This is a genomic window from Pseudomonas sp. 05L36 (assembly GCF_056398125.1).
The window spans coordinates 31,625-53,585 of the sequence record NZ_JBFTOU010000017.1; the positions used below are offsets into that span (position 1 = coordinate 31,625).

Sequence of the window (21,961 nt, forward strand, 5' to 3'; positions counted from 1 at the left end):
GGGGGTTCGGTGATTAGCCGTCTTCTTCTATATCCAGCAACAGACTCTCCAGTGCCTCGCGGTACTCGCCCGGCTCCTTCCACAGCCCGCGCTGTTGCGCCTCGAGCATGCGCTCGGTCATGTCGCGCAAGGCGTGGGGATTGTGTTCGCGGACAAAATCCCGGGTGTCCGGATCGAGCAAATAGGCATCGGCCAGCAACGCGTACTGGTGATCGTCGATCAACTGCGTGGTGGCATCGAAGGCGAACAGGTTGTCGACTGTCGCGGCCATTTCGAACGCACCTTTGTAGCCGTGACGCTTAACGCCTTCGAGCCACTTCGGATTGGCCGCACGGGAACGGATCACCCGGTTCAGCTCTTCCTTCAAGGTGCGAATCTTCGGCAGGTCCGGCTGGCTGTGGTCGCCATGATAGCTGGCCGCGGCCTCGCCCTTCAGGCTTTCCACCGCCGCGAGCATACCGCCCTGGAACTGGTAGTAATCGTTGGAGTCGAGCAAGTCGTGCTCGCGGTTATCCTGGTTTTGCAGCACCGCCTGTACCTGGCTCAAGCGCTGGCTGAACTGTTCGCGGGCGGCGGTGCCCTCGTCGGAACCGCCGTAAGCGTAGCCGCCCCAGTTGAGGTAAACCTCGGCCAGGTCCTCGCGGGTTTGCCACAGACGACCGTCGATGGCGCCCTGCACACCCGCGCCGTAGGCACCGGGTTTGGCCCCGAAAATCCGCCAGCCGGCCTGACGTCGCGCAGCGTCTTCATCGAGCCCCGATTGCAGCAAGGCTACACGCTCGGCGCGTACCTTGGCCGCCAACGGATTGAGGTCGTCCGGCTCATCGAGGTCGGCGACCGCTTGCACCGCCGCGTCGAACAAGCGAATCAGATTGGCAAAGGCATCACGGAAGAAACCGGACACACGCAAGGTCACGTCCACCCGCGGACGATCGAGCAAACTCAGCGGCAGAATCTCGAAATCATCGACCCGCTGGCTGCCGGTCGCCCAGACTGGACGCACGCCCATCAGCGCCATGGCCTGGGCGATGTCATCGCCGCCGGTGCGCATGGTCGCGGTGCCCCACACCGACAGACCGAGCTGGCGCAAATGATCGCCGTGGTCTTGCAGGTGGCGCTCGAGAATCAGGTTGGCCGACTGGAACCCGATGCGCCACGCCGTGGTGGTCGGCAGGTTGCGCACGTCCACCGAATAGAAGTTGCGCCCGGTGGGCAGTACGTCCAGGCGACCACGACTCGGCGCGCCGCTGGGACCGGCCGGGACGAAGCGACCGCTCAGGGCATCGAGCAAGCCGCGCATTTCTGCGGGGCCGCAGGCGTCCAGACGCGGGGCAATGACGTCACGCAAACCATCGATAATGGCTTGTACCTCAATCCAGTCCGCGCCCCCCTGTAGGAGCGAGCCTGCTCGCGATGGAGTGTCAGCCACATTGATGCCAACTGACACTCCATCGCGAGCAGGCTCGCTCCCACAATGGTCAGCCAAAGCATCCGAGATCAGTTGGGTGGCGAACAGCTCGAGGCGTTCGCGGGTATCGCCCGCCGTACGCCAGGTCTCGTCGCTGATCAGCAAAAGCGGCTCGGGACGCGGCCCAGTCCACGGCTCGGCCAAGGCGCAATCGAGCGGATCGAACCCTAGTCCGAAGGCCTTGGCCAGTGCCCGCAGCAGACTCGACTGCGCACCGCGGCCATCGCCCCGTGGAATGCGCAACAACGCCAGCAAGGTATCGATACGCAAACGCCCGGTGGGCGATTCGCCGAACACATGCAGGCCATCGCGGATCTGCGACTCTTTCAAGTCGCACAGATAAGTGTCGAGTCGCGGCAACCAGATCGCTGCATCGGCATCGCTGTCGAGCTGCTCGTCCAGCTGCAGTTCACGGTCGATGTGGGTGTCGCGCACCAGTTGCAGAATGTCGCGCTGCAACTCGCGGGCGCGGCGCGGATCGAGCAACTGCGCTTCGTAATACTCGTCGGCCAACAGTTCGAGGTTACGCAGTGGGCCGTAGGTTTCGGCGCGGGTCAGCGGTGGCATCAAGTGATCGATGATCACCGCCTGGGTGCGCCGCTTGGCCTGGGCGCCCTCGCCCGGGTCATTGACGATGAACGGATAGATGTTCGGCAGCGGCCCGAGCAGTGCATCCGGCCAGCAATTTTCCGAGAGCCCCACGCCTTTGCCTGGCAGCCATTCGAGGTTGCCGTGCTTGCCGACGTGGATCACGCCGTGGGCGCCGTAGGTGTTACGCAGCCAGAAGTAGAACGCCAGGTAGCCGTGGGGCGGGACCAGGTCCGGGTCGTGATACACCGCGCTCGGGTCGACCTGATAACCCCGCGCCGGTTGAATGCCGACGAAGGTCAGGCCCAAGCGCAGGCCGGCGATCATCATCCGTCCGCTGCGGCACATCGGGTCGCTCTCCGGCGCGCCCCAACGTTCGAGCACCGCCGCGCGGTTGGCTTCGGGCAGTGCATTGAACATCGCCAGATAATCATCCATGCCCAGGCTTTGCTGGCACGGACGCAGGTCGAGGGTCTCGAGATCGTTGCTGACGCCACCCAGCAACTGCTGGATCAGCGCGGTGCCGCTGTCCGGTAACTCAACCGGTAATGGATAACCTTCGGCATGCAGCGCCCGCAGGATATTCAGCGCGGCGGCCGGGGTGTCGAGGCCGACGCCATTACCGATGCGCCCGTCGCGGGTCGGGTAATTGGCAAGAATCAGGGCAATGCGTTTTTCTGCATTTGGCACCCGCGCCAGATCGACCCAGCGCCGCGCCAGTTCGGCAACGAAATCCATGCGTTCCGGTTGTGGCCGATAGCAGACCACATCCGACTGACTGCGCTCACTGCGCCACGCCAGGTCCTTGAAGCTGATCGGACGGCTGATGATACGCCCGTCCAGTTCCGGCAAGGCGATGTGCATCGCCAGGTCGCGAGGGCCAAGCCCTTGTTCACTGGCACGCCAACCCGGCTCGTTGTCCTGGGCGCAAATCGCCTGGATCACCGGAATATCGCGACGGAACGGCCGCAGGTGCGGCGCTTCGGGACTGGACTGGGCGAAACCGGTGGTGTTCAGGATCACCGAGACGCTGGCCTCGTCCAGCCAGTCCTCGACCATGGAAAGGCAAGCTGGCTCTTTAAGACTGGCCAGCGCAATCGGCAATGGATTCAACCCCGCCGCCTGTAAACGCTGGCAAAAAACATCAATGAAAGCGGTGTTCGCCGCCTGCAAATGCGAGCGGTAAAACAGCACCGCCGCCACCGGTTGATCGGCGTGCCAGTCGGCTTGCCAGTCGCTCAGTGCGGCAGAATGTTGGTGCGGATGGTAAATCGCCGTGCGCGGCAGGGTTTGCGGCTCGCCCCAGGTGTAATCACGCGCCAGCCAGCGGTTGGCCAGACAGCGGAAGAAATCCAGGGCGTTACCCATGCCACCCTGACGCAGAAACTGCCAGAGCCGGTCGCGATCCTCGGCACCGACGGTGCTCAGGTCACTGAGCTCCGGGTCCGGACGATCATCGCCCGGCACCAGAATCACCTGCACGCCGCGCTGCGACAGTTCGACCAGGCGCTCGATGCCGTAACGCCAATAGGCGATGCCGCCGTGCAGTGAAATCAGGATCACCCTGGCGTGACGCAGCACTTCATCGACGTACAAATCGACCGAGGCATGGTTCTGCACCAGCATCGGGTTGGCCAGGCGCACGCTCGGGTAATCGTCGGGCAATTGCTGCGCCGCTTCGGCGAGCAGCGCCAGGCTGGAATCGCCGCTACACAGGACCACCAGCTCGGCAGGGGTTTGTCCAAGGTCGGCAATGTTGTCATCCGACACGAAACCGCCGGGTTGGGTCCTGAGCAGGTGCATGGCTTACACGCTGAGCGCGGCGCGCAATTGCGCTTCGAGCACGGCGGCGTCCAGTTCCTGGCCGATCAGCACCAGGCGGGTTACGCGTGCTTCTTCGGCGCCCCACTGGCGGTCGAAGTGCTTGTCGAAACGCGTGCCCACGCCCTGGATCAGCAGGCGCATCGGTTTGTTCGGGATCGCGGCAAAACCCTTGACCCGCAGGATGCCGTGCTGGACCACCAATTGGGTCAGCGCATCCAGCAGCAAGCTTTCGTCGGCTTGCGGCAGTTCGATGGAGATCGAATCGAAGGCGTCGTGATCGTGGTCGTCATGATCATCGTCACCATCGTGATGATGGTCGTGGTGGCTGTGACGACTGTCGATGTGTTCTTCGGAGCCGGCACCCAGGCCGATCAGCACGTCCAGCGGCAGGCGACCGCTGCTGGCTTCAATGATTTTCACCGCTGGCGGCAATTCCTCGGCGACTTCCAGGCGCACGCGGGCCAGGTCCGCCGGGTTGATCAGGTCGGCTTTGTTGAGAATCACCAGATCGGCGCTGGCCAGTTGGTCGGCGAACAGTTCGTGCAGCGGCGATTCGTGGTCCAGGTTCGGGTCGAGTTTGCGCTGGACGTCGACCTGATCCGGGAACGCGGCGAAGGTGCCGGCGGCCACGGCCGGGCTGTCGACCACGGTGATTACCGCATCCACCGTGCAGGCGCTGCGGATTTCCGGCCACTGGAAGGCTTGCACCAGCGGCTTGGGCAGGGCCAGGCCCGAGGTTTCGATGAGGATATGGTCGAGATCGCCGCGACGGGCCACCAGTTCGCGCATCACCGGGAAGAATTCTTCCTGGACGGTGCAGCACAGGCAGCCGTTGGCCAGCTCATAGACACGGCCGTTGGCTTCTTCTTCGGTGCAACCGATGGAGCATTGCTTGAGGATTTCGCCATCAATACCCAACTCACCGAATTCGTTGACGATCACCGCGATGCGGCGACCCTGGGCGTTGTCGAGCATGTGCCGCAGCAGCGTGGTTTTACCCGAGCCGAGAAAGCCGGTGACGATGGTGACGGGGAGTTTGGCCAGTGTTTTCATCGGATGCCCTATGGCTAAGGTGGCGGGCATACGGGACGACGACCGGCAACGCGGGCGCGCGTGCCTGAAGAGTTCGCCACCGGATCACCCCGCCCGGTTGAAAGTGAGAATCTGTGACGAGGCAGGTCTCCTGGCTGACGGTGTGCCGGCCTAGAGCCTGGCATTCGCTGCGCCTTCCCGCCGGCCTCATGGATTGAGTCAGCAGTGGCGTGGCAACGAACATCACCGTTCACAGTTGCGGGGGCAGCCGCGGCATCGACCGCGTTCCCTTCTTAGCTTCGACAAACGCCGAAGAACCTCGAAAGCGCAAGGCTACGCATGGTATTGGGGCGGGTCAATCGCTACGCGCGCCCTCCCCTGTAGGAGCTGCCGAAGGCTGCGATCTTTTGATCTTGTTTTTAAAAAGCAAAATCAAAAGATCGCAGCCTTCGGCAGCTCCTACAAAGAGCCGGGCATCATTCAGCTTCAAGTGAGAACCCTTGCCAATTGACGCCCAACCCCTGCCCATGCTCTCCTACGCACCTTGTTACGGGTGCCCTTCACAGGGTGAAACGGGAAACCGGTGAATCATGTGCTTTACTCTAAAGCCATGTCAGTCCGGTGCTGCCCCCGCAACGGTAAGCGAGCGAAGCGTCAGATCCACTGTGCCAATACGGCATGGGAAGGTGATGCTTTCAGGTTCAGGCCAAGCCTTTGCCCCTCGTGAGCCCGGAGACCGGCCCGCAACACAAAGTGACCAGTACGGTCACTGAACCAACAAACCCGCGGTGGGCGGGCGCTGTTTGAAACCTTGCGCGCCTGGTCGTGCGGTTTTTTGCATGCGCTCTTAATCCCCGCTGACAGACCAGAGGGAAACGCCATGTCGATCATCAGCAGCGCCGAACACACATCCGCGAGCACCACCTCAACCCTGACCCAACGTCTGACCGTCGCCGTCTGCGCGTCGATCCTTGGCGCCTGCCTTGTGTATTTTGCCGGTTTCTCGCACATCGAAGCGGTGCACAACGCCGCCCACGATACCCGTCACAGCTCCGCGTTCCCGTGCCATTGAGAGCTGTCGTCATGATCAAGCGTATTGCGCAAACCGCAGGTTTCACCGGGTTGCTGGCCGCCCTGTTGCTGACCCTGCTGCAAAGCTTCTGGGTCGCTCCGCTGATTTTGCAGGCCGAGACCTACGAAAAATCCGAGCCGGCCGCTGTTGAAATGCATGAACACGCCGACGGTGCGATGGCTGCCCACACTCACGATGCGCAAGCCTGGGAGCCGGAAGACGGCTGGCAGCGCGTGCTGTCGACCACCGGCGGCAACCTGGTGGTAGCGGTCGGTTTCGCCCTGATGCTCGCCGGCCTGTACACCTTGCGTGCGCCGACCAAAACCTCCCAGGGCCTGCTCTGGGGCCTGGCCGGTTATGCGACGTTCGTGCTCGCGCCGACGCTCGGCCTGCCACCTGAATTGCCCGGCACTGCCGCCGCCGATCTGGCACAACGGCAACTGTGGTGGATTGGCACCGCTGCTTCCACTGCCGTCGGTATCGCCCTGATCGTATTCAGCCGTCACTGGCTGATGAAAGTCCTCGGCGCAGCGATTCTCGCCGTCCCCCATGTGATTGGCGCGCCGCAACCGGAAGTGCATTCGATGCTCGCTCCGGAGGCACTGGAAGCCCAGTTCAAAATCGCTTCGCAACTGACCAACGTGGCGTTCTGGCTGGCCCTGGGCCTGATCAGCGCCTGGTTGTTCCGTCGCAAAAGCGATGGTCAATACCACGCATGACGGATATCAGCACAGCGCCGACCCTGGTGGTCGGCCTGGGCTGCCAGCGCGGCTGCCCCGTCAGCACGTTGCTGGCGCTGCTCGATCAGGCACTGGAGGCGCACCAGATTGCTCGTCATGAAATCAAGGCCCTGGCCAGCATCGACTCCAAGCGTGACGAACCTGCGCTAATCGAACTGGCCCAACAGCTTGGCCTGGAATTGATGTATTTCAGCAGTGAACAACTGGCCGCTTATGAACCGCAACTCAGTCATCAATCGCAAATAGCGTTTGAACGCACCGGTTGCTACGGCGTGGCGGAAAGCGCCGCACTGGCCCTGGCGGAACAACTCGCCCAGGCCCCGGCAAAACTGCTGATTCCACGACAAAAATACGCCCAGGCAACCCTGGCATTGGCCGGCGCGGCATAAAAAACCCGATAATCCCCACCGTTGATCATGAACACTCTTCATCTGAAGCCCTGTTCAGCCCCTTTTTTCCCCACAGGAACCGACGATGACCGTCTACTTCATTGGCGCAGGTCCCGGCGACCCCGAACTGATTACCGTCAAGGGCCAGCGGCTGATTCGCAGTTGTCCGGTGATCATTTATGCCGGTTCCCTGGTACCGGCCGCCGTACTGGAAGGTCACTGTGCCGAACAGGTGGTCAACAGCGCCGAACTGCACCTGGAACAGATCATCGACCTGATCAGGACCGCCCACGCCAACGGTCAGGATGTTGCCCGGGTGCACTCCGGCGATCCGAGTCTTTATGGCGCCATTGGCGAACAGATTCGCTATCTGCGCGAGTTGGGAATTGCGTTCGAAATCGTACCTGGCGTGACGGCCACAGCCGCTTGCGCTGCGCTTTTGGGTGCGGAGCTGACGCTGCCGGACGTTTCGCAGAGCGTGATTCTGACGCGCTACGCCGACAAGACCACTATGCCACCCGGAGAGGAGTTCTCCAGCCTCGCGCAACACGGCGCGACCATGGCGATTCACTTGGGGGTCAATCACCTGGCGAAGATCGTTGAGGAACTGCTGCCCCATTACGGCGCCGATTGCCCGATTGCGGTGGTCCACCGCGCGAGCTGGCCGGATCAGGATTGGGTGATGGGAACACTCGAGGATATTGCCGGAAAGGTTGAAGCCAAGGGCTTTCGCCGTACGGCGTTGATTCTGGTGGGTCGGGTGCTGGGCAGCGACCACTTCAGCGAGTCATCGCTGTATCGCGCGGGGCATGCTCATTTGTATCGCCCGTAGGGCCCCATCGCGAGCAAGCTCGCTCCCACATTGAAATGCGGTCAACTGTGGGAGCGACGGTGCGGCGATCCGACTTGCTCGCGATGGCGTCAGTAAATTTCACCCATAAAAAAACGGCGCTCACGGTGCGCCGTTTTTTCGTTTCGCAGCGAACACCTTAGTAATAGGCGTTTTCTTTCTGCGTGTGGTCGGTCACGTCGCGAACGCCTTTGAGCTCCGGGATGCGCTCGAGCAAAGTGCGCTCGATGCCTTCCTTCAGCGTCACGTCGGCCTGGCCGCAGCCCTGGCAACCACCGCCGAACTGCAGGACGGCGATGCCGTCTTCGACCACGTCGATCAGGCTGACCTGACCGCCGTGGCTGGCCAGCCCCGGGTTGATCTCGGTTTGCAGGTAGTAGTTGATGCGCTCGTTGACCGGGCTGTCGGCATTGACCATCGGTACTTTGGCGTTTGGCGCCTTGATGGTCAGCTGGCCGCCCATGCGGTCGGTGGCGTAGTCGACAACCGCATCGTCCAGGAAGGCTTCGCTGAAGTGGTCGATGTACGCGGTGAAGCTTTTGAGCCCCAGCGCGGTGTCTTCGGGTTTTTCTTCGCCCGGCTTGCAGTAGGCAATGCAGGTTTCGGCGTACTGGGTGCCAGGCTGGGTGATGAAGACGCGGATGCCGATGCCCGGGGTGTTCTGCTTGGACAGCAGATCAGCCAGATAATCGTGGGCGGCGTCAGTGATGGTAATAGCGGTCATGGAAACTCCTCGCAGGCTTGGGCGCAGTTTACGCCAATCAACGCGCCGGACAAAGTCCTAGTATTTTTGTCGGGAAAGATTCCGACGATCCCCCTGGTTTTCTGTAGGAGCGAGCTTGCTCGCGATGGTCGCCAACGATAACGCGCACTCCCGGATTTACGCGGAGCACTTGAGACCATCGCGAGCGAGCTCGCTCCTACAAGGGGATTTGTGGTGGTTCAGAGATTCTCGTAGCGGTTCATGTCCAGCACGCCCTCTTCCACCGGATCGGTTTCCTGGATGTAGCGGCTCAGGTCATGGAAATAAGCCCAGAATTGCGGATGACTGCGGCGTATTCCCCAACGTTCGACGATTTTCTCGAAGCTGTCGGTATCCTTGGCGCTTTCCATCGCATCCACAAACGCCGGCACTTGCCCGGCCGGGATGTTGAACATGAAGTTCGGATAGCTGCTGAGTACACCCGGGAAAATCGTCAGAGTGTCGAGCCCCGGCTGATAGCGCAGCGATTCGCCAAGCAGGAATGCGACGTTGCTGTGGGCACGGTTGCGCAGCAGGCTATAGACCTCACGCTTGCCGCTACGGGTTTCGATGCGCAGCAGGGTCGCTTCCGGCAGTTGATCAATCACTTTCAACCCGGCCGCCGGACGCGAAGTCAGGCGGCTTAGCGTCTGTTCGGCACTTTGCAGGTCCGGATCAATGTTCGGCCGCGAGCAGTAGGCGCCGTCGCAGCGGTTGATCGGGTCGGGTCTGGCATTGAGATCGCCGTAACGGGCCAGCAACTGCATGGCAAAGTCGCGCTTGGGATCCTGCGGATTGAGATTCAGCGCAGTCGGCTTGTCATCGTCGATGGACTCGTAGTCCAGCCACATCTTGAATTTTCCACTGTTCTGATACCAGTCGTCGAGGTAGCCATCCCGGGAATCGGCAGGCATCAGGCGCAGGAAATTCTGCTCGGCACCGTTGCGGATCAGGTCGAAATACAGCCGCGTCTGGGCCTGGTGGGACACGTTGCCGAACACATCGAAGTTCACTGCCAGTTGATAGTAAGTACGCTCCAGCAGCGGATAGTCGAACAGCCAGATCGTTTGCGGCACGTCGCCGATCAGGCCTTTGGTCACCGAAGCACTGTCGAAATGGCGGAAGATGCTCAGCAGCGCATTGTCGTTGCCCGCCCACAGGGTCGACCAGCTTGGCGCCGGCTGGTCGGCGTAGCTGTCCCGGCGCAAGGCTTCGTATTCATTACGTTTGTCGCGGTAGTCGTGCCACAGGCTGAGGACGCTGCCGACATCATCGTTCTGCCCCGGCATCGCCAGCAACGGCGTGGCCTGTCCGCGATAGTTCGGATCGGTGACATACAGGTCGTGCTCGGGCGCCTGGAACAGCGCCCAGAAATTATCGCGGATCACGTCCGTGGCGATCTGCCCGCGGCACACCGGGCCGCGGATAAACGTGCGCACAAAGTACTCGGCGTTATCGAGCATGAACTGATAGCGCGCCTGGGCCGGGATCGCTTCGAAGGTGGCAAACGGGTTGGCCCGGCTCTGCGGCCCGTAGCCCGGCAATGCGTCGACCTGCCAGTTGCCGCTGTAGAACAGGCTCTTGACCCGCGCCAGTTTCGCCGCACTCAGCGCATAGGTGATGTGGGTCTTGTGCACGATCACGCCCTGCACAGGCCACAAGCGATAGTAAAACTGCGTGCCCGGATCATCGTTCGGGCGACGGGTGTTGATCAGGTCGATCGGCTGGCCGGTCGGGGTGCGCGAACGCACCCACTGGAAGAAATGCCCAGGCTCGCCATCCTTGAAGTAGAGATGGGCGAGGAACCAGTGCTCGAACAGCCAGCGCCCCACCAGGCTTTCCCGGGCTCCCGGGGAATTGAGCAGGTTTTCCCATTGCACCACCTCCAAGGCTTCCCTGGCGCTGGGCGCCAGCGCCTGCTGATCGATCGGCGCGCCTGCCGCCAGCCAGCGTTGCAGCGTCTGGTACTGCTGGTCAGTCAGGCCGGTCACTGCCAGTGGCATGCCTTCTTTCGGGTGCGAAGCGGCGTAGCCGTCGAACTCCGCGGGCATGGCACACATGTTTTCCCGGTTCAGGCCCAGGACGATGTCTTCCGGCAGCTTGGCGCTGGGCTGCAATGGGGTTTTGTGGCCCAGTTCCAGCATCCGCGCCATCAGTGCGGCCTGGCTGCCCCGGGCATCGAGCACCGAATAGAAGCCCTTTTGCTGCCAGGCCTGTTTGCCGGAGGCGTCATAGAACAGTCGGGTCGGCGCAACGGCCTGGCGGCGGTCACCGTCGTAGACCGGGATTTTCGTCGCGCCCCGTGCCGCGCCCTCGCCGCTGCCCAGGTTGAGCTGACAGGCGGCGTCGTTGCAGGCGTGGCAGGCCACGCACTTTTCAGTGAAGATCGGTTGAATGTCGCGGCTGTATGAAATGACAGAAGAAATCGCCGGACTTTGCGCCACAGCGCCCCAGCTTAAAAACAACAGCAATGTGCCGATGACGAAGCGATACGACATGTCCCTGGTCCTGAATCCTGGAAAAACGCCGCGATTCTACCGGTCTGTCATCCTTGCCAACATGAACGATATTCATGCAAATTCGAGTCTTGCTCCAAAAGCGCACAGGTTTGCTATCATCCCGGCCCTTCGTCATGGTCTTACCGAGTAGTCCAAATGTCCGATCGCAGCGTTCGCCTTCAAGCTCTCAAGCACGCCCTCAAAGAGCGCATCCTGATTCTCGATGGCGGTATGGGCACGATGATCCAGAGCTACAAGCTCGAAGAGCAGGATTACCGTGGCAAACGCTTCGCTGACTGGCCAAGCGATGTCAAAGGCAACAACGACCTGTTGGTACTGACTCGCCCGGATGTGATTGGCGGCATTGAAAAAGCCTACCTGGACGCCGGCGCCGACATTCTGGAAACCAATACCTTCAACGCCACCCAGATTTCCCTGGCTGACTACGGCATGCAAGGCCTGGCGTATGAGTTAAACGTAGAAGGCGCACGCCTGGCGCGCAAGGTCGCCGACGCCAAGACCCTGGAAACCCCGGACAAGCCGCGCTTCGTTGCCGGCGTGCTCGGCCCGACCAGCCGCACCTGCTCTTTGTCCCCGGACGTGAACAACCCCGGCTACCGCAACGTGACCTTCGATGAACTGGTGGAAAACTACACCGAGTCCACCAAAGGCCTGATCGAAGGCGGCGCCGACCTGATCCTGATCGAAACCATTTTCGACACCCTGAACGCCAAGGCCGCGATCTTCGCCGTACAGGGCGTGTTCGAGGAGTTGGGCATTGAGTTGCCGATCATGATTTCCGGCACCATCACCGACGCCTCGGGCCGCACCCTGTCGGGCCAGACCACCGAAGCGTTCTGGAACTCCGTGGCCCACGCCAAGCCGATTTCCGTCGGTTTGAACTGCGCCCTCGGCGCCCGCGAATTGCGCCCGTACCTCGAAGAGCTGTCGAACAAGGCCAACACCCACGTTTCCGCGCACCCGAACGCCGGCCTGCCGAACGAATTCGGCGAGTACGACGAATTGCCGTCGGAAACCGCCAAGGTCATCGAAGAATTCGCCCAGAGCGGCTTCCTCAACATCGTCGGCGGTTGCTGCGGCACCACGCCGGGCCACATCGAAGCCATCGCCAAGGCTGTGGCCGGATATGCGCCGCGCGAGATTCCGGACATTCCCAAGGCGTGCCGCCTCTCGGGCCTTGAGCCGTTCACCATCGATCGCAGCTCGCTGTTCGTCAACGTCGGCGAGCGCACCAATATCACCGGCTCCGCCAAGTTCGCCCGCCTGATCCGCGAAGACAACTACACCGAAGCCCTGGAAGTCGCCCTGCAGCAGGTCGAAGCCGGCGCCCAGGTGATCGACATCAACATGGACGAAGGGATGCTCGATTCGAAGAAGGCCATGGTGACCTTCCTCAATCTGATCGCCGGCGAACCGGACATCTCCCGCGTCCCGATCATGATCGACTCCTCGAAGTGGGAAGTGATCGAAGCCGGCCTCAAGTGCATCCAGGGCAAGGGCATCGTCAACTCGATCAGCATGAAAGAAGGCGTCGAGCAGTTCATCCATCACGCCAAGCTGTGCAAGCGCTACGGCGCCGCCGTGGTGGTGATGGCCTTCGACGAAGCCGGCCAGGCCGACACCGAAGCGCGCAAGAAGGAAATCTGCAAACGCTCCTACGACATTCTGGTCAACGAAGTCGGCTTCCCGCCGGAAGACATCATTTTCGACCCGAACATCTTCGCCGTGGCCACCGGCATCGAAGAACACAACAACTATGCTGTGGACTTCATCAACGCCTGTGCCTACATCCGTGACGAACTGCCGTACGCCCTGACCTCGGGTGGCGTGTCCAACGTGTCGTTCTCGTTCCGTGGCAACAACCCGGTGCGCGAGGCGATTCACTCGGTGTTCCTGCTGTATGCGATCCGTAACGGCCTGACCATGGGTATCGTCAACGCCGGCCAACTGGAGATCTACGACCAGATCCCGGTGGAGCTGCGCGACGCCGTGGAAGACGTGATCCTCAACCGCACCCCGGAAGGCACCGACGCCCTCCTCGCCATCGCCGACAAGTACAAGGGCGACGGCAGCGTCAAGGAAGCCGAGACCGAAGAGTGGCGCAACTGGGACGTCAACAAGCGTCTGGAGCATGCGCTGGTCAAAGGCATCACCACCCACATCGTTGAAGACACCGAAGAATCACGCCTGTCCTTCAGCCGCCCGATCGAAGTGATCGAAGGTCCGCTGATGGCCGGCATGAACATCGTCGGCGATCTGTTCGGCGCCGGTAAAATGTTCCTGCCTCAGGTGGTGAAATCCGCTCGGGTGATGAAGCAGGCCGTGGCGCATCTGATCCCGTTCATCGAACTGGAAAAAGGCGACAAGCCGCAGGCCAAGGGCAAGATCCTCATGGCGACCGTGAAAGGCGACGTGCACGACATCGGCAAGAACATCGTTGGCGTAGTGCTGGGTTGCAACGGCTATGACATCGTCGACCTCGGCGTGATGGTCCCGGCGGAAAAAATCCTGCAAGTGGCCAAGGAACAGAAGTGCGACATCATCGGCCTGTCCGGCCTGATCACCCCGTCGCTGGATGAAATGGTCCACGTCGCCCGCGAAATGCAGCGCCAGGACTTCCACCTGCCGTTGATGATCGGTGGCGCGACCACCTCCAAGGCGCACACGGCGGTGAAGATCGAGCCGAAGTACAGCAACGACGCGGTAATCTACGTCACCGACGCCTCCCGCGCCGTGGGCGTGGCGACCCAGTTGCTGTCCAAGGAACTCAAGGCCGGCTTCGTCGAGAAAACCCGCCTGGACTACATTGAGGTTCGCGAGCGCACTGCCAACCGCAGCGCCCGCACCGAACGCCTGAGCTACGGCGCGGCCATCGCCAAGAAGCCGCAATTCGACTGGGCGAGCTACACGCCGGTCAAACCGACTTTCACCGGTACGCGGGTGCTGGACAACATCGACCTCAACGTTCTGGCCGAATACATCGACTGGACGCCGTTTTTCATATCCTGGGACCTGGCCGGCAAGTTCCCGCGCATCCTCCAGGACGAAGTGGTCGGTGAAGCCGCCACATCGCTGTACAAAGATGCCCGGGAAATGCTCACCAAACTGATCGACGAGAAACTGATCAGCGCCCGCGCGGTGTTTGGCTTCTGGCCGGCCAACCAGGTGCATGACGACGACATCGAGCTCTATGGCGATGACGGCAAGCCAATGGCCAAGCTGCACCACTTGCGTCAACAGATCATCAAGACCGACGGCAAGCCGAACTTCTCCCTGGCCGACTTCGTGGCGCCCAAAGACAGTGAAGTGACCGACTACGTGGGTGGCTTCATCACCACCGCGGGGATCGGTGCCGAAGAGGTCGCCAAGGCCTATCAGGACGCGGGCGACGACTACAACTCGATCATGGTCAAGGCCTTGGCCGACCGCTTGGCCGAGGCCTGTGCCGAGTGGCTGCACCAGCAGGTGCGTAAAGACTACTGGGGTTACGCCAAGGACGAGACACTGGACAACGAGGCGCTGATCAAAGAGCAATACACCGGCATCCGTCCGGCACCGGGCTACCCGGCTTGCCCGGATCACACCGAGAAAGCCCAGCTGTTCGCCCTGCTCGATCCAGAAGCCGAAGAAATGCGCGCAGGCCGCAGCGGCGTGTTCCTCACCGAACACTACGCGATGTTCCCGGCAGCGGCGGTCAGCGGCTGGTACTTCGCTCACCCGCAGGCGCAATACTTTGCCGTGGGCAAGATCGACAAGGACCAGGTGCAGAGCTACACCTCGCGTAAAGGCCAGGAATTGAGCGTGACCGAACGCTGGCTGGCGCCGAACCTGGGTTACGACAACTAAACAGCCTTGCCAACCACATTGTGGTTGGCAAGGCCCTCTGTAGGAGCGAGCCTGCTCGCGATTGCGGAACATCATTCAACATTGATGTTGACTGATAGACCGCTATCGCGAGCAGGCTCGCTCCTACATTAGTTATCCGGCGGCTGATTCAGCTGCTTCTGGCCGAGGTCCCCGGTTGCGGCTCCCCACCCGCAACCTCCTTTCGGGACAACTCGATCATCTTCGCATTGCGCGCCGCCGCCTGTTCGAACAGCTGGTTCAAGAAGGCACCATCATCGGCGCTATCAGCACCGTCATCCTCCCCTGCCTGACTCTGCGCCTCATCAAGTGCCCTGAACACTTCAGGGTATTTCTCCTTGAGGTAATCCACCCAATAGTCGCGCTGGATCAAGTCTTCGAAAAACCCGTCGGACCGCTCCGCATTGACGACTTCCGCGCGCGCGTCCGCCAGTTGTTGCCGCGTGACGCCAGAGGCATACGTCATGTGCTTCGGCTGCCCCGGCAGCTCCAGGCCATCGTCCCACCCGCCGGTCAGGCCGATTCGATAACCCAGGCGTACTTCCGCCTGATCCTGACCGGCATGGGTAGCGGCTTTCGTCGCCAGTTCATCGACCTTGTCCAATCGGAAAAGCCGTCTGGACAACCTCAATAAGGCTTTGCCTTTTGCACCGGGCCATTCGGCAGACACTTCTTGCAAGGCATTGTGTGTATACACCGTGCTTTCCAGCGCACTGAAGGTCAGGATTCGACCGTCGACACAGGTGCCGTGAGTGTTTGAACTGGCAAACAGCGTTTCTCGAAGTCCGGTGTTGCCAGCGGCGGCCTCCATGACTGTCCAGACCCGTCGCGTCAGGTCGGCATTTGCTACCTGGAACTCACGCGTGTCCTGCAACCGTGAAAGCAAATGGAAGAACGCCGCGTTGTCCGGTTCCGCCGCCAGTTGATTCCAGAGCCGAGTCTTGCTGGCTACCTCCTCGGGAGGGGCATTGGCCAACCAGGGTGCCTTCTGCTCGACCTCGAGTTCCCTGCCGGAAAGATCTTCATCAGATTCGATGCTGCTTTCACTGACCGCTTCACTTTCATTACGCGCTTGATCAATCCACTGGTCCAGATCAACGCGCGAGTATCCAAAAACGGTGGCGCGCGCCCCCCTTTCGCGAAACTCCTGCATTTGCTCAAGGGCCTCAAGCGACAGATTGAAGTTGTCGCTGAGGTCCGTGCCCGACATCAGCACGTCATGGCTGCCATCCAGGGCCTGTGGAGGAATCGACGTGATGTCGTTTCCACTCAGGTTCAGCGTCCTGAGATGACTGGTATCCAGCGCGCCAACCGGCCATTCGGTCAAATTGTTGTTACGCAGATCCAGCGTCTCCAATCGCTCAAAAACGCCGAGATCGAATTCATCCAGTGCGTTGTAGCTCAGATCCAGCCATTGCAAACGCTGCAGAAGGTTCAACGAGGCATACAGATGATCGCTATCGCTGAATCGGTTCGAGGACAAATCCAGTCGTTCAAGGGTGTGCATCCGGCCAACCGGCTCGGGGACCGCTTGCAGGCCATTGCCATCGAGCTCCAGTGTCCTGAGCTGCTTGAAAGCCTGTAGAAACCCATCGGAGCCCTGTTCACCCAGCCTTGTCCCGGTCAGGATCAACGTGCCCACGTGGTCGAACACTGCGGGCAATTCGGGAAGATCGCCCAATTGCAGGCCGTCGAGACTCAACACGGTGTCTGCAGCACCTTGCGCGGCACTCAGGCTCTCACGCCAGCAATCAAGGATTCGCAATGCGGCCTGGTTGCGGCTTGCCGATGAGGCTACCCAATCAGCGCCACTTGACGCGCGTGCGAACAGCCAGCCGTTCAATTGGCACGTCAGTTCATCATGGGTCCGGTCCCATCCGGCAATCCGCTCGCTGATTTGCACCTCGTTAGCCCCGCTCTCGCGCAGCTGTTCAATCACTTGCAGGGCTTCATCTTCCGCGAGCATCGGCTTTAACCGCTGCAGGCGCCTGACAAGATGCGCAGCCCCTTCCCCCACAGGAATTTTCGGCAGGGGCAGCAAATGGCGAGCGATGGAAAAACCGCTCTCGGTCGGAGGAAAAACTGACGGCACCCTCCCCTGGGCGAACCTTTTCAGGGTGCCCTCAGGTAGACCACGCTCCAGCTCGATCTGCCTGCGGGCGATGTCCAGCACAATCACCGCCTGCGGGGTCAATGGCGTGCCGGTCAGATCGGTCTTGAGCAGCAGCTCGCTTTCAAGCACCGTCTCCGGGAACGAGGAAATCCTGCTGTCGCGCAAATCCAGCCAGCTCAGCTCTGGCAAATCTTGCACCCCTGTCGGCCATTCATGCAGGTGGGTCGCCCGCAAGTCCAAGGCTTTAAGACGCGACATATGACTGACATCCAGCGAATTCAGCGGATTGTTGTGCAGGTCCAGATATTCAAGTTCGTGCAATCCATCAAAACCATGGGCCAGCGCAGGGTCGTCAACAATCGCGTTGCCAGAAAGGTCCAGACGGGTCAGCTTCATAAGATCACCCGCTGCAATTGGCACAGCGGTCAACCCGCTGCCACTCAGATCGAGTTGTTGAAGTTCGGTAAACCCCCGAACAAAGCCACGGACTTTTTCAGCAGGCGCTTTCACGCCTTTCAAAGATAACCGCTGAACATGCGCGAAAGCCGCGCCAGGCAAGTCGGGGAATTCACTGAGTTCCAGGTTCGGCAAATCGAGCAACGTGGCGTCGACCGTCGCGCCGTAGCGTTTGAATGCACCGTTGCGCCAGCAAGCCTTGATGGACATCGTGGCCCTTGTCCGCCCCAGCACCTCATTGATCGCCTTTGGCGTCTGCATCACGCGTTGGGTCCAGTCTTTCAGTTGACGATCGAGCACACCTGACATCTGGCTCAAGGCATCGACCGCCTCGAACCGTGCATCTGCCTCCCGCCACTGCTCGAAAAACTGATTGAACATGCCTTCGAGCGACCCGTTCATCCCCACGGCAAGACGCGACAGTTCACCCTTGCAGTAGCCCCTGACCATTTCCTCCCGATCAACCAGGTGCTCGGGGTGATTAGTGACGTACTCAAACGCCGGTTTGAAGTGTTCACGCGAGAAGTTCGACCAGTCCAGAGACAAGCCGGACCAGAGTTTTTCATGCCCCAGGAAAACCCCGTCAGGCAATGTTCCGATTCCGGTACCGTTGAGGTTCAGGCGTTCCAGCACCGGTAAATCAAGCACCCCGACCGGCCATTCACGCAGCGCGCGCGAGGATATTGCCAACCTGCGCAGATTGCGCAAACGACTGACATCCAGGGCCATCGGCGTGAGATCCGAAGAATAAACGTCGAGCTCCTGCAGCGTCGTCAATGCACCTAACCTTGAGGGCATATCCAACGCGCGGGGAGAGGCTGAGTAAAGGCTCAGCCCTGTAAGTTCCCGCATTCTGCCCAATGCCTCTGGCACATTACTGAATTCACCTCCCGTTGCATTGATCCTGAGTTTTTTCAATCCGGGGAAATTTGCCAGCAGTTCGTCGGCATTGGCATCAGTAATGCCCCGCCCTTGAATGCTCAGCTCACGCACATGCGAAAAATCCGCCGACAGCGGGGGAATCGGGTCGTCACAGGTCAAATCCAGCGAACTGTAGAAAGGCAATTGCTCTGCCAACGGCGAATTACGCCAGCATTCCTTGAGATTTCGCGCGACAGCGCTTTTGCCCCCCAGTACGGTCTGCAAATCAGGCTCCGGTGTCCCGACCCATTGGTCGAGCGTTGACTCAAGCGCCTCCCACTCACGCGTACGCTCCTGCAATAAGCCATAAATCTGTGTGTCGCTTTTCCCGGCCCGCAACTGCTTCAGGATAAAACTGCTGGCGTTTTGATCGGAGAGCCCGGGATAGACAGACTGAACCCGAGCGACCAATGAAGGATTCAAGCCTTGTCCGCGCCCACTGGCGGGGTAACCCACCTGTCGCTCATTCACTCGCACGGGGGGCTTGAACACAGCGCGCCTGCCGGCCCGGCTCTCCAGATGTTGCATTAACTGCACCCGGTGTTGCACTGCCGAGTCAAAAATCGCCGTTTGCAACCCGGCGCTTTGACCGACGTGCGGAACCCCCAACGCCTGGCGGGACTCATCGGGCAAGGCATGCATGATGGAACTGAAGAAGTTGTCGCCACTGCGGGGCACGCTATTGAGCGCCTCTCCTCGCTCATCGAACGCTTGGTAGGCCGCCCCCTGCTTGACGACATACTTGCGACTTGCGGCGTTCTCGCGGCCAATGCCATCGATCAGCGGACCGTTGACGTGACCGTCACGAACCTCCAGACGCACCTCGCCGGACCAGCCCGGCAGCTTTTCCAGGGCATGCAGGGCGAGCCATTGGCTATCGGGGGAAGTCATATTGTCCCGGTACAGACCGGCGAAAGCCCGCACCTGACGCCCCTGCTGCGCGTACCAGCGGGCCTCCTCGAGCATTTTCAGCGGAATTCGCTGGGTGTTCCGCAGGCGTGTCAACTCCTCGGCATTGGCGTCGAGCAGAACTCTTCGGGCTGCAGAATCACTCAGCCCCGGACACGCTCGCCGCAGCCTTGCGATGAATGGCGCGCTGCTTTGCTGCTCGATGATGGGTGCCGCTCCTGGATCTGCCACGAATAGCCTCAGGGCCTCTGTCAGTTCAGGGGGCGCAGGTAAATTATCCGCATGCATCTTGCGCAAGGCATTGTCGCTGACGCCGCTGATATCAGCGGCCTCAAGCAATTGATTGTCCGTCAATGCCTCGGTGGCATGGCCCATGCGCCGCAACAGGGTCAAGCGATCCCACTCCAGCGGCCGCTCCAGCCCGTGGCGCCAGGCTCCCTGCCCATTGTGTTCAAGAACGGGTTGCCAGGCCTGCGCATCGGTCGGATGTTGAATGCGCCATTTTTTCAGCGATTCATCGTAGGTGGTTTCATAGACTTTACCGGCCTGCCGGATGCAGGTTTTGCCATTGACCCGGTACTGCCCCAAGGCATTCGGCCGGACATCGGCCGCCAGCGCGACATCAAGCTCATAGGCGCGCAAATCCGGCTTCCACAGTCGCGTTTCACCATTGGGCAATTTGACTTGCTCCAGGCGCTCGACCACAGGTTCGGGTTTCACCGCTGCCAGTTTACCCAAGCCTTTGCCCACGCCGGCCATCACGGTGATCAGCGCAAGATTTTCCGCCACATCGATCAGGTGCGCCTTGGCGGCATTGCGATCACCCTCACTCCACTCGATCGCCCCCTCGAAAGACTCATACAGCAATTGACCCGCCATCACCGTCAGCATGATTTCGCCCAGTACCGGCACGAACATCGACACCAGGTTCAACCCCAGCATGCCGACTTCCAGCAGATGATTGAGCTTTTCCGCCCGTACCCTGGCATCGACGTCAGCCGTGGGAACCGCATGGCTACGTGCATCGGCGATGACTTTCGCCCGGTTTTGTTCGTAAAGATACGTCCACGGATCGGTGTTGGCAGACCAGACTCCTGCCGCATCTACACGATTGATTTCGCTGGGATTGAGATAAGGATCGTCCACCGGTTCCCGCTTACCCTGATGCTCAGGGGGCAGCTCCTTGACTCTGACGATGTCCGAAAACGGAGGAATGTACTGAACAACCTTGAACCAGATGGAATGTAAAGGATCCGTGGGTGAACCCGCCGCTTTACGAGTGAACTGGCTGAAGTAATAAGGGCGTTCGGCGTAAGCCACGAACTGGCTGAAAAAGCGCTGGTGCGCCGTCGGCCCTCCATTGTCGGCAGACTTTGTATTCCGAGCCGTGAACTGTCGCTTGAACTCTTCGCGCCACTGCGCGGAGGTGTATCGCTTGAGCGGATGCTGCGGATCATGAGGAACATAAACAATGAACTCATCGGTATAGCGGTACTGTTCGCAGATGGCGAACACGACGCAACCGGTCATCCTGCGCTTCATCAGGCTCAGGTCGCTAAACCAGACCGGCTTGCCACCCAGCCGGGGATGGACTTCACCATCAATGACCGAAAGGATCATCCTGTAGTCTGCGGGCTCGATATCCTTTTTCAGCAACGCCAGCTCCGCAGCCGCCCTCATTGCGGTCTTCTGACTGTCGATGAATTGCCGGCGCAGCGTCGCTTCAACCTGCGCCTCGGCAGGCTGGAAAAACGCCTTTACATAGATTTGGTACTGCGCACCGATATCCAGCGTACGGCACAAGGACAGGAACTGCCTGATCGTGAGGTCGATGTTGGCAACCTGGAACGTGCCAGGAGTCGACGTTTCTACTACAAAAGCGGACTTTTCATGGAAAGCGCCCTTTTCGCACTCGGACGCTTCGAAGTTATGCAGTGCAGCCTGCAGCAATGAAAGTTTCATCACCTCGAAGGATGAGATTTCTACTTCCAGCACACCAATTGCCAGCGGCCGTCGCAGACACACCAGGGTCTTGTCGACATCTGCGTCAACCCCAAACCGGTCTTTCAGGGCCTTGACCAGTAAGGGCCTGGCGAACGTGTCGATGTCCTGTAAAGTCGACAGGGTCTTGTCCAGCCGGGTCTGCGAAGCAAGGCTGGCGCTGAAGCGCTCTCTCAACGCATTCTGTTGCTGGATGGATGCGCGCTGATACCAGCCTGGCAATTGTGTGCCGGCATCCTTCAATGCAACGCGTCGTTCAGGCGTTGCATTGATCAACCAGTCGGGAGTCTTGCGTTGAAGAAGTTCACTGTGGATGCTGCTTTTACCTGATACCCGCGACTTCAACGGGGGAGCGTTATTGTTTGAAATGGACATAATGTTTTCCTGACAAATGGAACGTCAGGACATCACGTCAGGGAGGCCAATCTGCGGTACATAATTATTGCCAACGGTGGACTGGTTACAAACTGCTT

Annotated in this window: 10 protein-coding genes and 2 riboswitches; of the genes, 5 read left to right on the top strand and 5 right to left on the bottom strand. The window is 60.4% G+C overall.

Features of this window, described 5'->3' with window-relative positions; genetic code table 11:
- Nucleotides 1-13 precede the first annotated feature (13 nt).
- Nucleotides 14-3,859, bottom strand: a complete 3,846-nt coding sequence (gene cobN / locus AC1DKH_RS18570) for a cobaltochelatase subunit CobN (protein WP_477798882.1) — start codon at nucleotides 3,857-3,859, stop codon at nucleotides 14-16.
- Between the two features lie 3 nt (nucleotides 3,860-3,862).
- On the bottom strand, nucleotides 3,863-4,933 hold the full coding sequence (cobW, locus tag AC1DKH_RS18575) for a cobalamin biosynthesis protein CobW (protein WP_477798883.1): 1,071 nt from the start codon (nucleotides 4,931-4,933) through the stop codon (nucleotides 3,863-3,865).
- A 103-nt stretch (nucleotides 4,934-5,036) separates the two neighbouring features.
- Nucleotides 5,037-5,249: riboswitch (cobalamin riboswitch) on the bottom strand.
- A 197-nt stretch (nucleotides 5,250-5,446) separates the two neighbouring features.
- A riboswitch (cobalamin riboswitch) is annotated at nucleotides 5,447-5,671 on the top strand.
- Between the two features lie 121 nt (nucleotides 5,672-5,792).
- Between cobW and AC1DKH_RS18580 the strand changes: the two genes are divergently transcribed.
- From AC1DKH_RS18580 to cobM, 4 genes are all read left to right on the top strand, one after another.
- Nucleotides 5,793-5,984 (top strand): CbtB domain-containing protein, encoded by a 192-nt coding sequence (locus AC1DKH_RS18580; RefSeq protein WP_150755732.1) that lies wholly within the window; start codon nucleotides 5,793-5,795, stop codon nucleotides 5,982-5,984.
- An 11-nt stretch (nucleotides 5,985-5,995) separates the two neighbouring features.
- On the top strand, nucleotides 5,996-6,703 hold the full coding sequence (locus AC1DKH_RS18585) for a CbtA family protein (protein WP_477755172.1): 708 nt from the start codon (nucleotides 5,996-5,998) through the stop codon (nucleotides 6,701-6,703).
- Nucleotides 6,700-7,113 (top strand): cobalamin biosynthesis protein, encoded by a 414-nt coding sequence (locus AC1DKH_RS18590; RefSeq protein ID WP_223460948.1) that lies wholly within the window; start codon nucleotides 6,700-6,702, stop codon nucleotides 7,111-7,113. Before AC1DKH_RS18585 ends, AC1DKH_RS18590 begins: the two co-directional genes overlap by 4 nt.
- 85 nt (nucleotides 7,114-7,198) lie before the next feature.
- The gene (gene cobM, locus AC1DKH_RS18595) at nucleotides 7,199-7,945 is read left to right on the top strand and encodes a precorrin-4 C(11)-methyltransferase (RefSeq protein ID WP_477755171.1); all 747 of its coding nucleotides are present in this window, start codon (nucleotides 7,199-7,201) and stop codon (nucleotides 7,943-7,945) included.
- Between the two features lie 157 nt (nucleotides 7,946-8,102).
- Here the strand turns inward: cobM and nfuA are convergent, their stop codons facing one another.
- Together nfuA and AC1DKH_RS18605 are read right to left on the bottom strand one after the other, a co-directional pair.
- Nucleotides 8,103-8,687: a Fe-S biogenesis protein NfuA gene (gene nfuA / locus AC1DKH_RS18600; RefSeq protein ID WP_007912592.1), complete on the bottom strand. Its 585-nt coding sequence runs from the start codon at nucleotides 8,685-8,687 to the stop codon at nucleotides 8,103-8,105.
- 218 nt (nucleotides 8,688-8,905) lie between these two features.
- On the bottom strand, nucleotides 8,906-11,203 hold the full coding sequence (locus AC1DKH_RS18605) for a fatty acid cis/trans isomerase (RefSeq protein WP_477798884.1): 2,298 nt from the start codon (nucleotides 11,201-11,203) through the stop codon (nucleotides 8,906-8,908).
- Nucleotides 11,204-11,359: 156 nt separating this feature from the next.
- Between AC1DKH_RS18605 and metH the strand changes: the two genes are divergently transcribed.
- Complete coding sequence (metH, locus tag AC1DKH_RS18610; protein ID WP_477798885.1) at nucleotides 11,360-15,070, top strand: methionine synthase; 3,711 nt, start codon at nucleotides 11,360-11,362, stop codon at nucleotides 15,068-15,070.
- Between the two features lie 148 nt (nucleotides 15,071-15,218).
- Here metH and AC1DKH_RS18615 read toward each other — a convergent pair whose 3' ends face one another.
- The gene (locus tag AC1DKH_RS18615; protein WP_477798886.1) at nucleotides 15,219-21,863 is read right to left on the bottom strand and encodes an NEL-type E3 ubiquitin ligase domain-containing protein; all 6,645 of its coding nucleotides are present in this window, start codon (nucleotides 21,861-21,863) and stop codon (nucleotides 15,219-15,221) included.
- Between the last annotated feature and the right edge of the window lie 98 nt (nucleotides 21,864-21,961).

Coding starts and splice junctions, on each gene's coding strand:
- cobN (WP_477798882.1), bottom strand. CDS start 3,859: ATGCACCTGCTCAGGACCCAACCCGGCGGTTTCGTGTCGGATGACAAC.
- cobW (WP_477798883.1), bottom strand. CDS start 4,933: ATGAAAACACTGGCCAAACTCCCCGTCACCATCGTCACCGGCTTTCTC.
- AC1DKH_RS18580 (WP_150755732.1), top strand. CDS start 5,793: ATGTCGATCATCAGCAGCGCCGAACACACATCCGCGAGCACCACCTCA.
- AC1DKH_RS18585 (WP_477755172.1), top strand. CDS start 5,996: ATGATCAAGCGTATTGCGCAAACCGCAGGTTTCACCGGGTTGCTGGCC.
- AC1DKH_RS18590 (WP_223460948.1), top strand. CDS start 6,700: ATGACGGATATCAGCACAGCGCCGACCCTGGTGGTCGGCCTGGGCTGC.
- cobM (WP_477755171.1), top strand. CDS start 7,199: ATGACCGTCTACTTCATTGGCGCAGGTCCCGGCGACCCCGAACTGATT.
- nfuA (WP_007912592.1), bottom strand. CDS start 8,687: ATGACCGCTATTACCATCACTGACGCCGCCCACGATTATCTGGCTGAT.
- AC1DKH_RS18605 (WP_477798884.1), bottom strand. CDS start 11,203: ATGTCGTATCGCTTCGTCATCGGCACATTGCTGTTGTTTTTAAGCTGG.
- metH (WP_477798885.1), top strand. CDS start 11,360: ATGTCCGATCGCAGCGTTCGCCTTCAAGCTCTCAAGCACGCCCTCAAA.
- AC1DKH_RS18615 (WP_477798886.1), bottom strand. CDS start 21,863: ATGTCCATTTCAAACAATAACGCTCCCCCGTTGAAGTCGCGGGTATCA.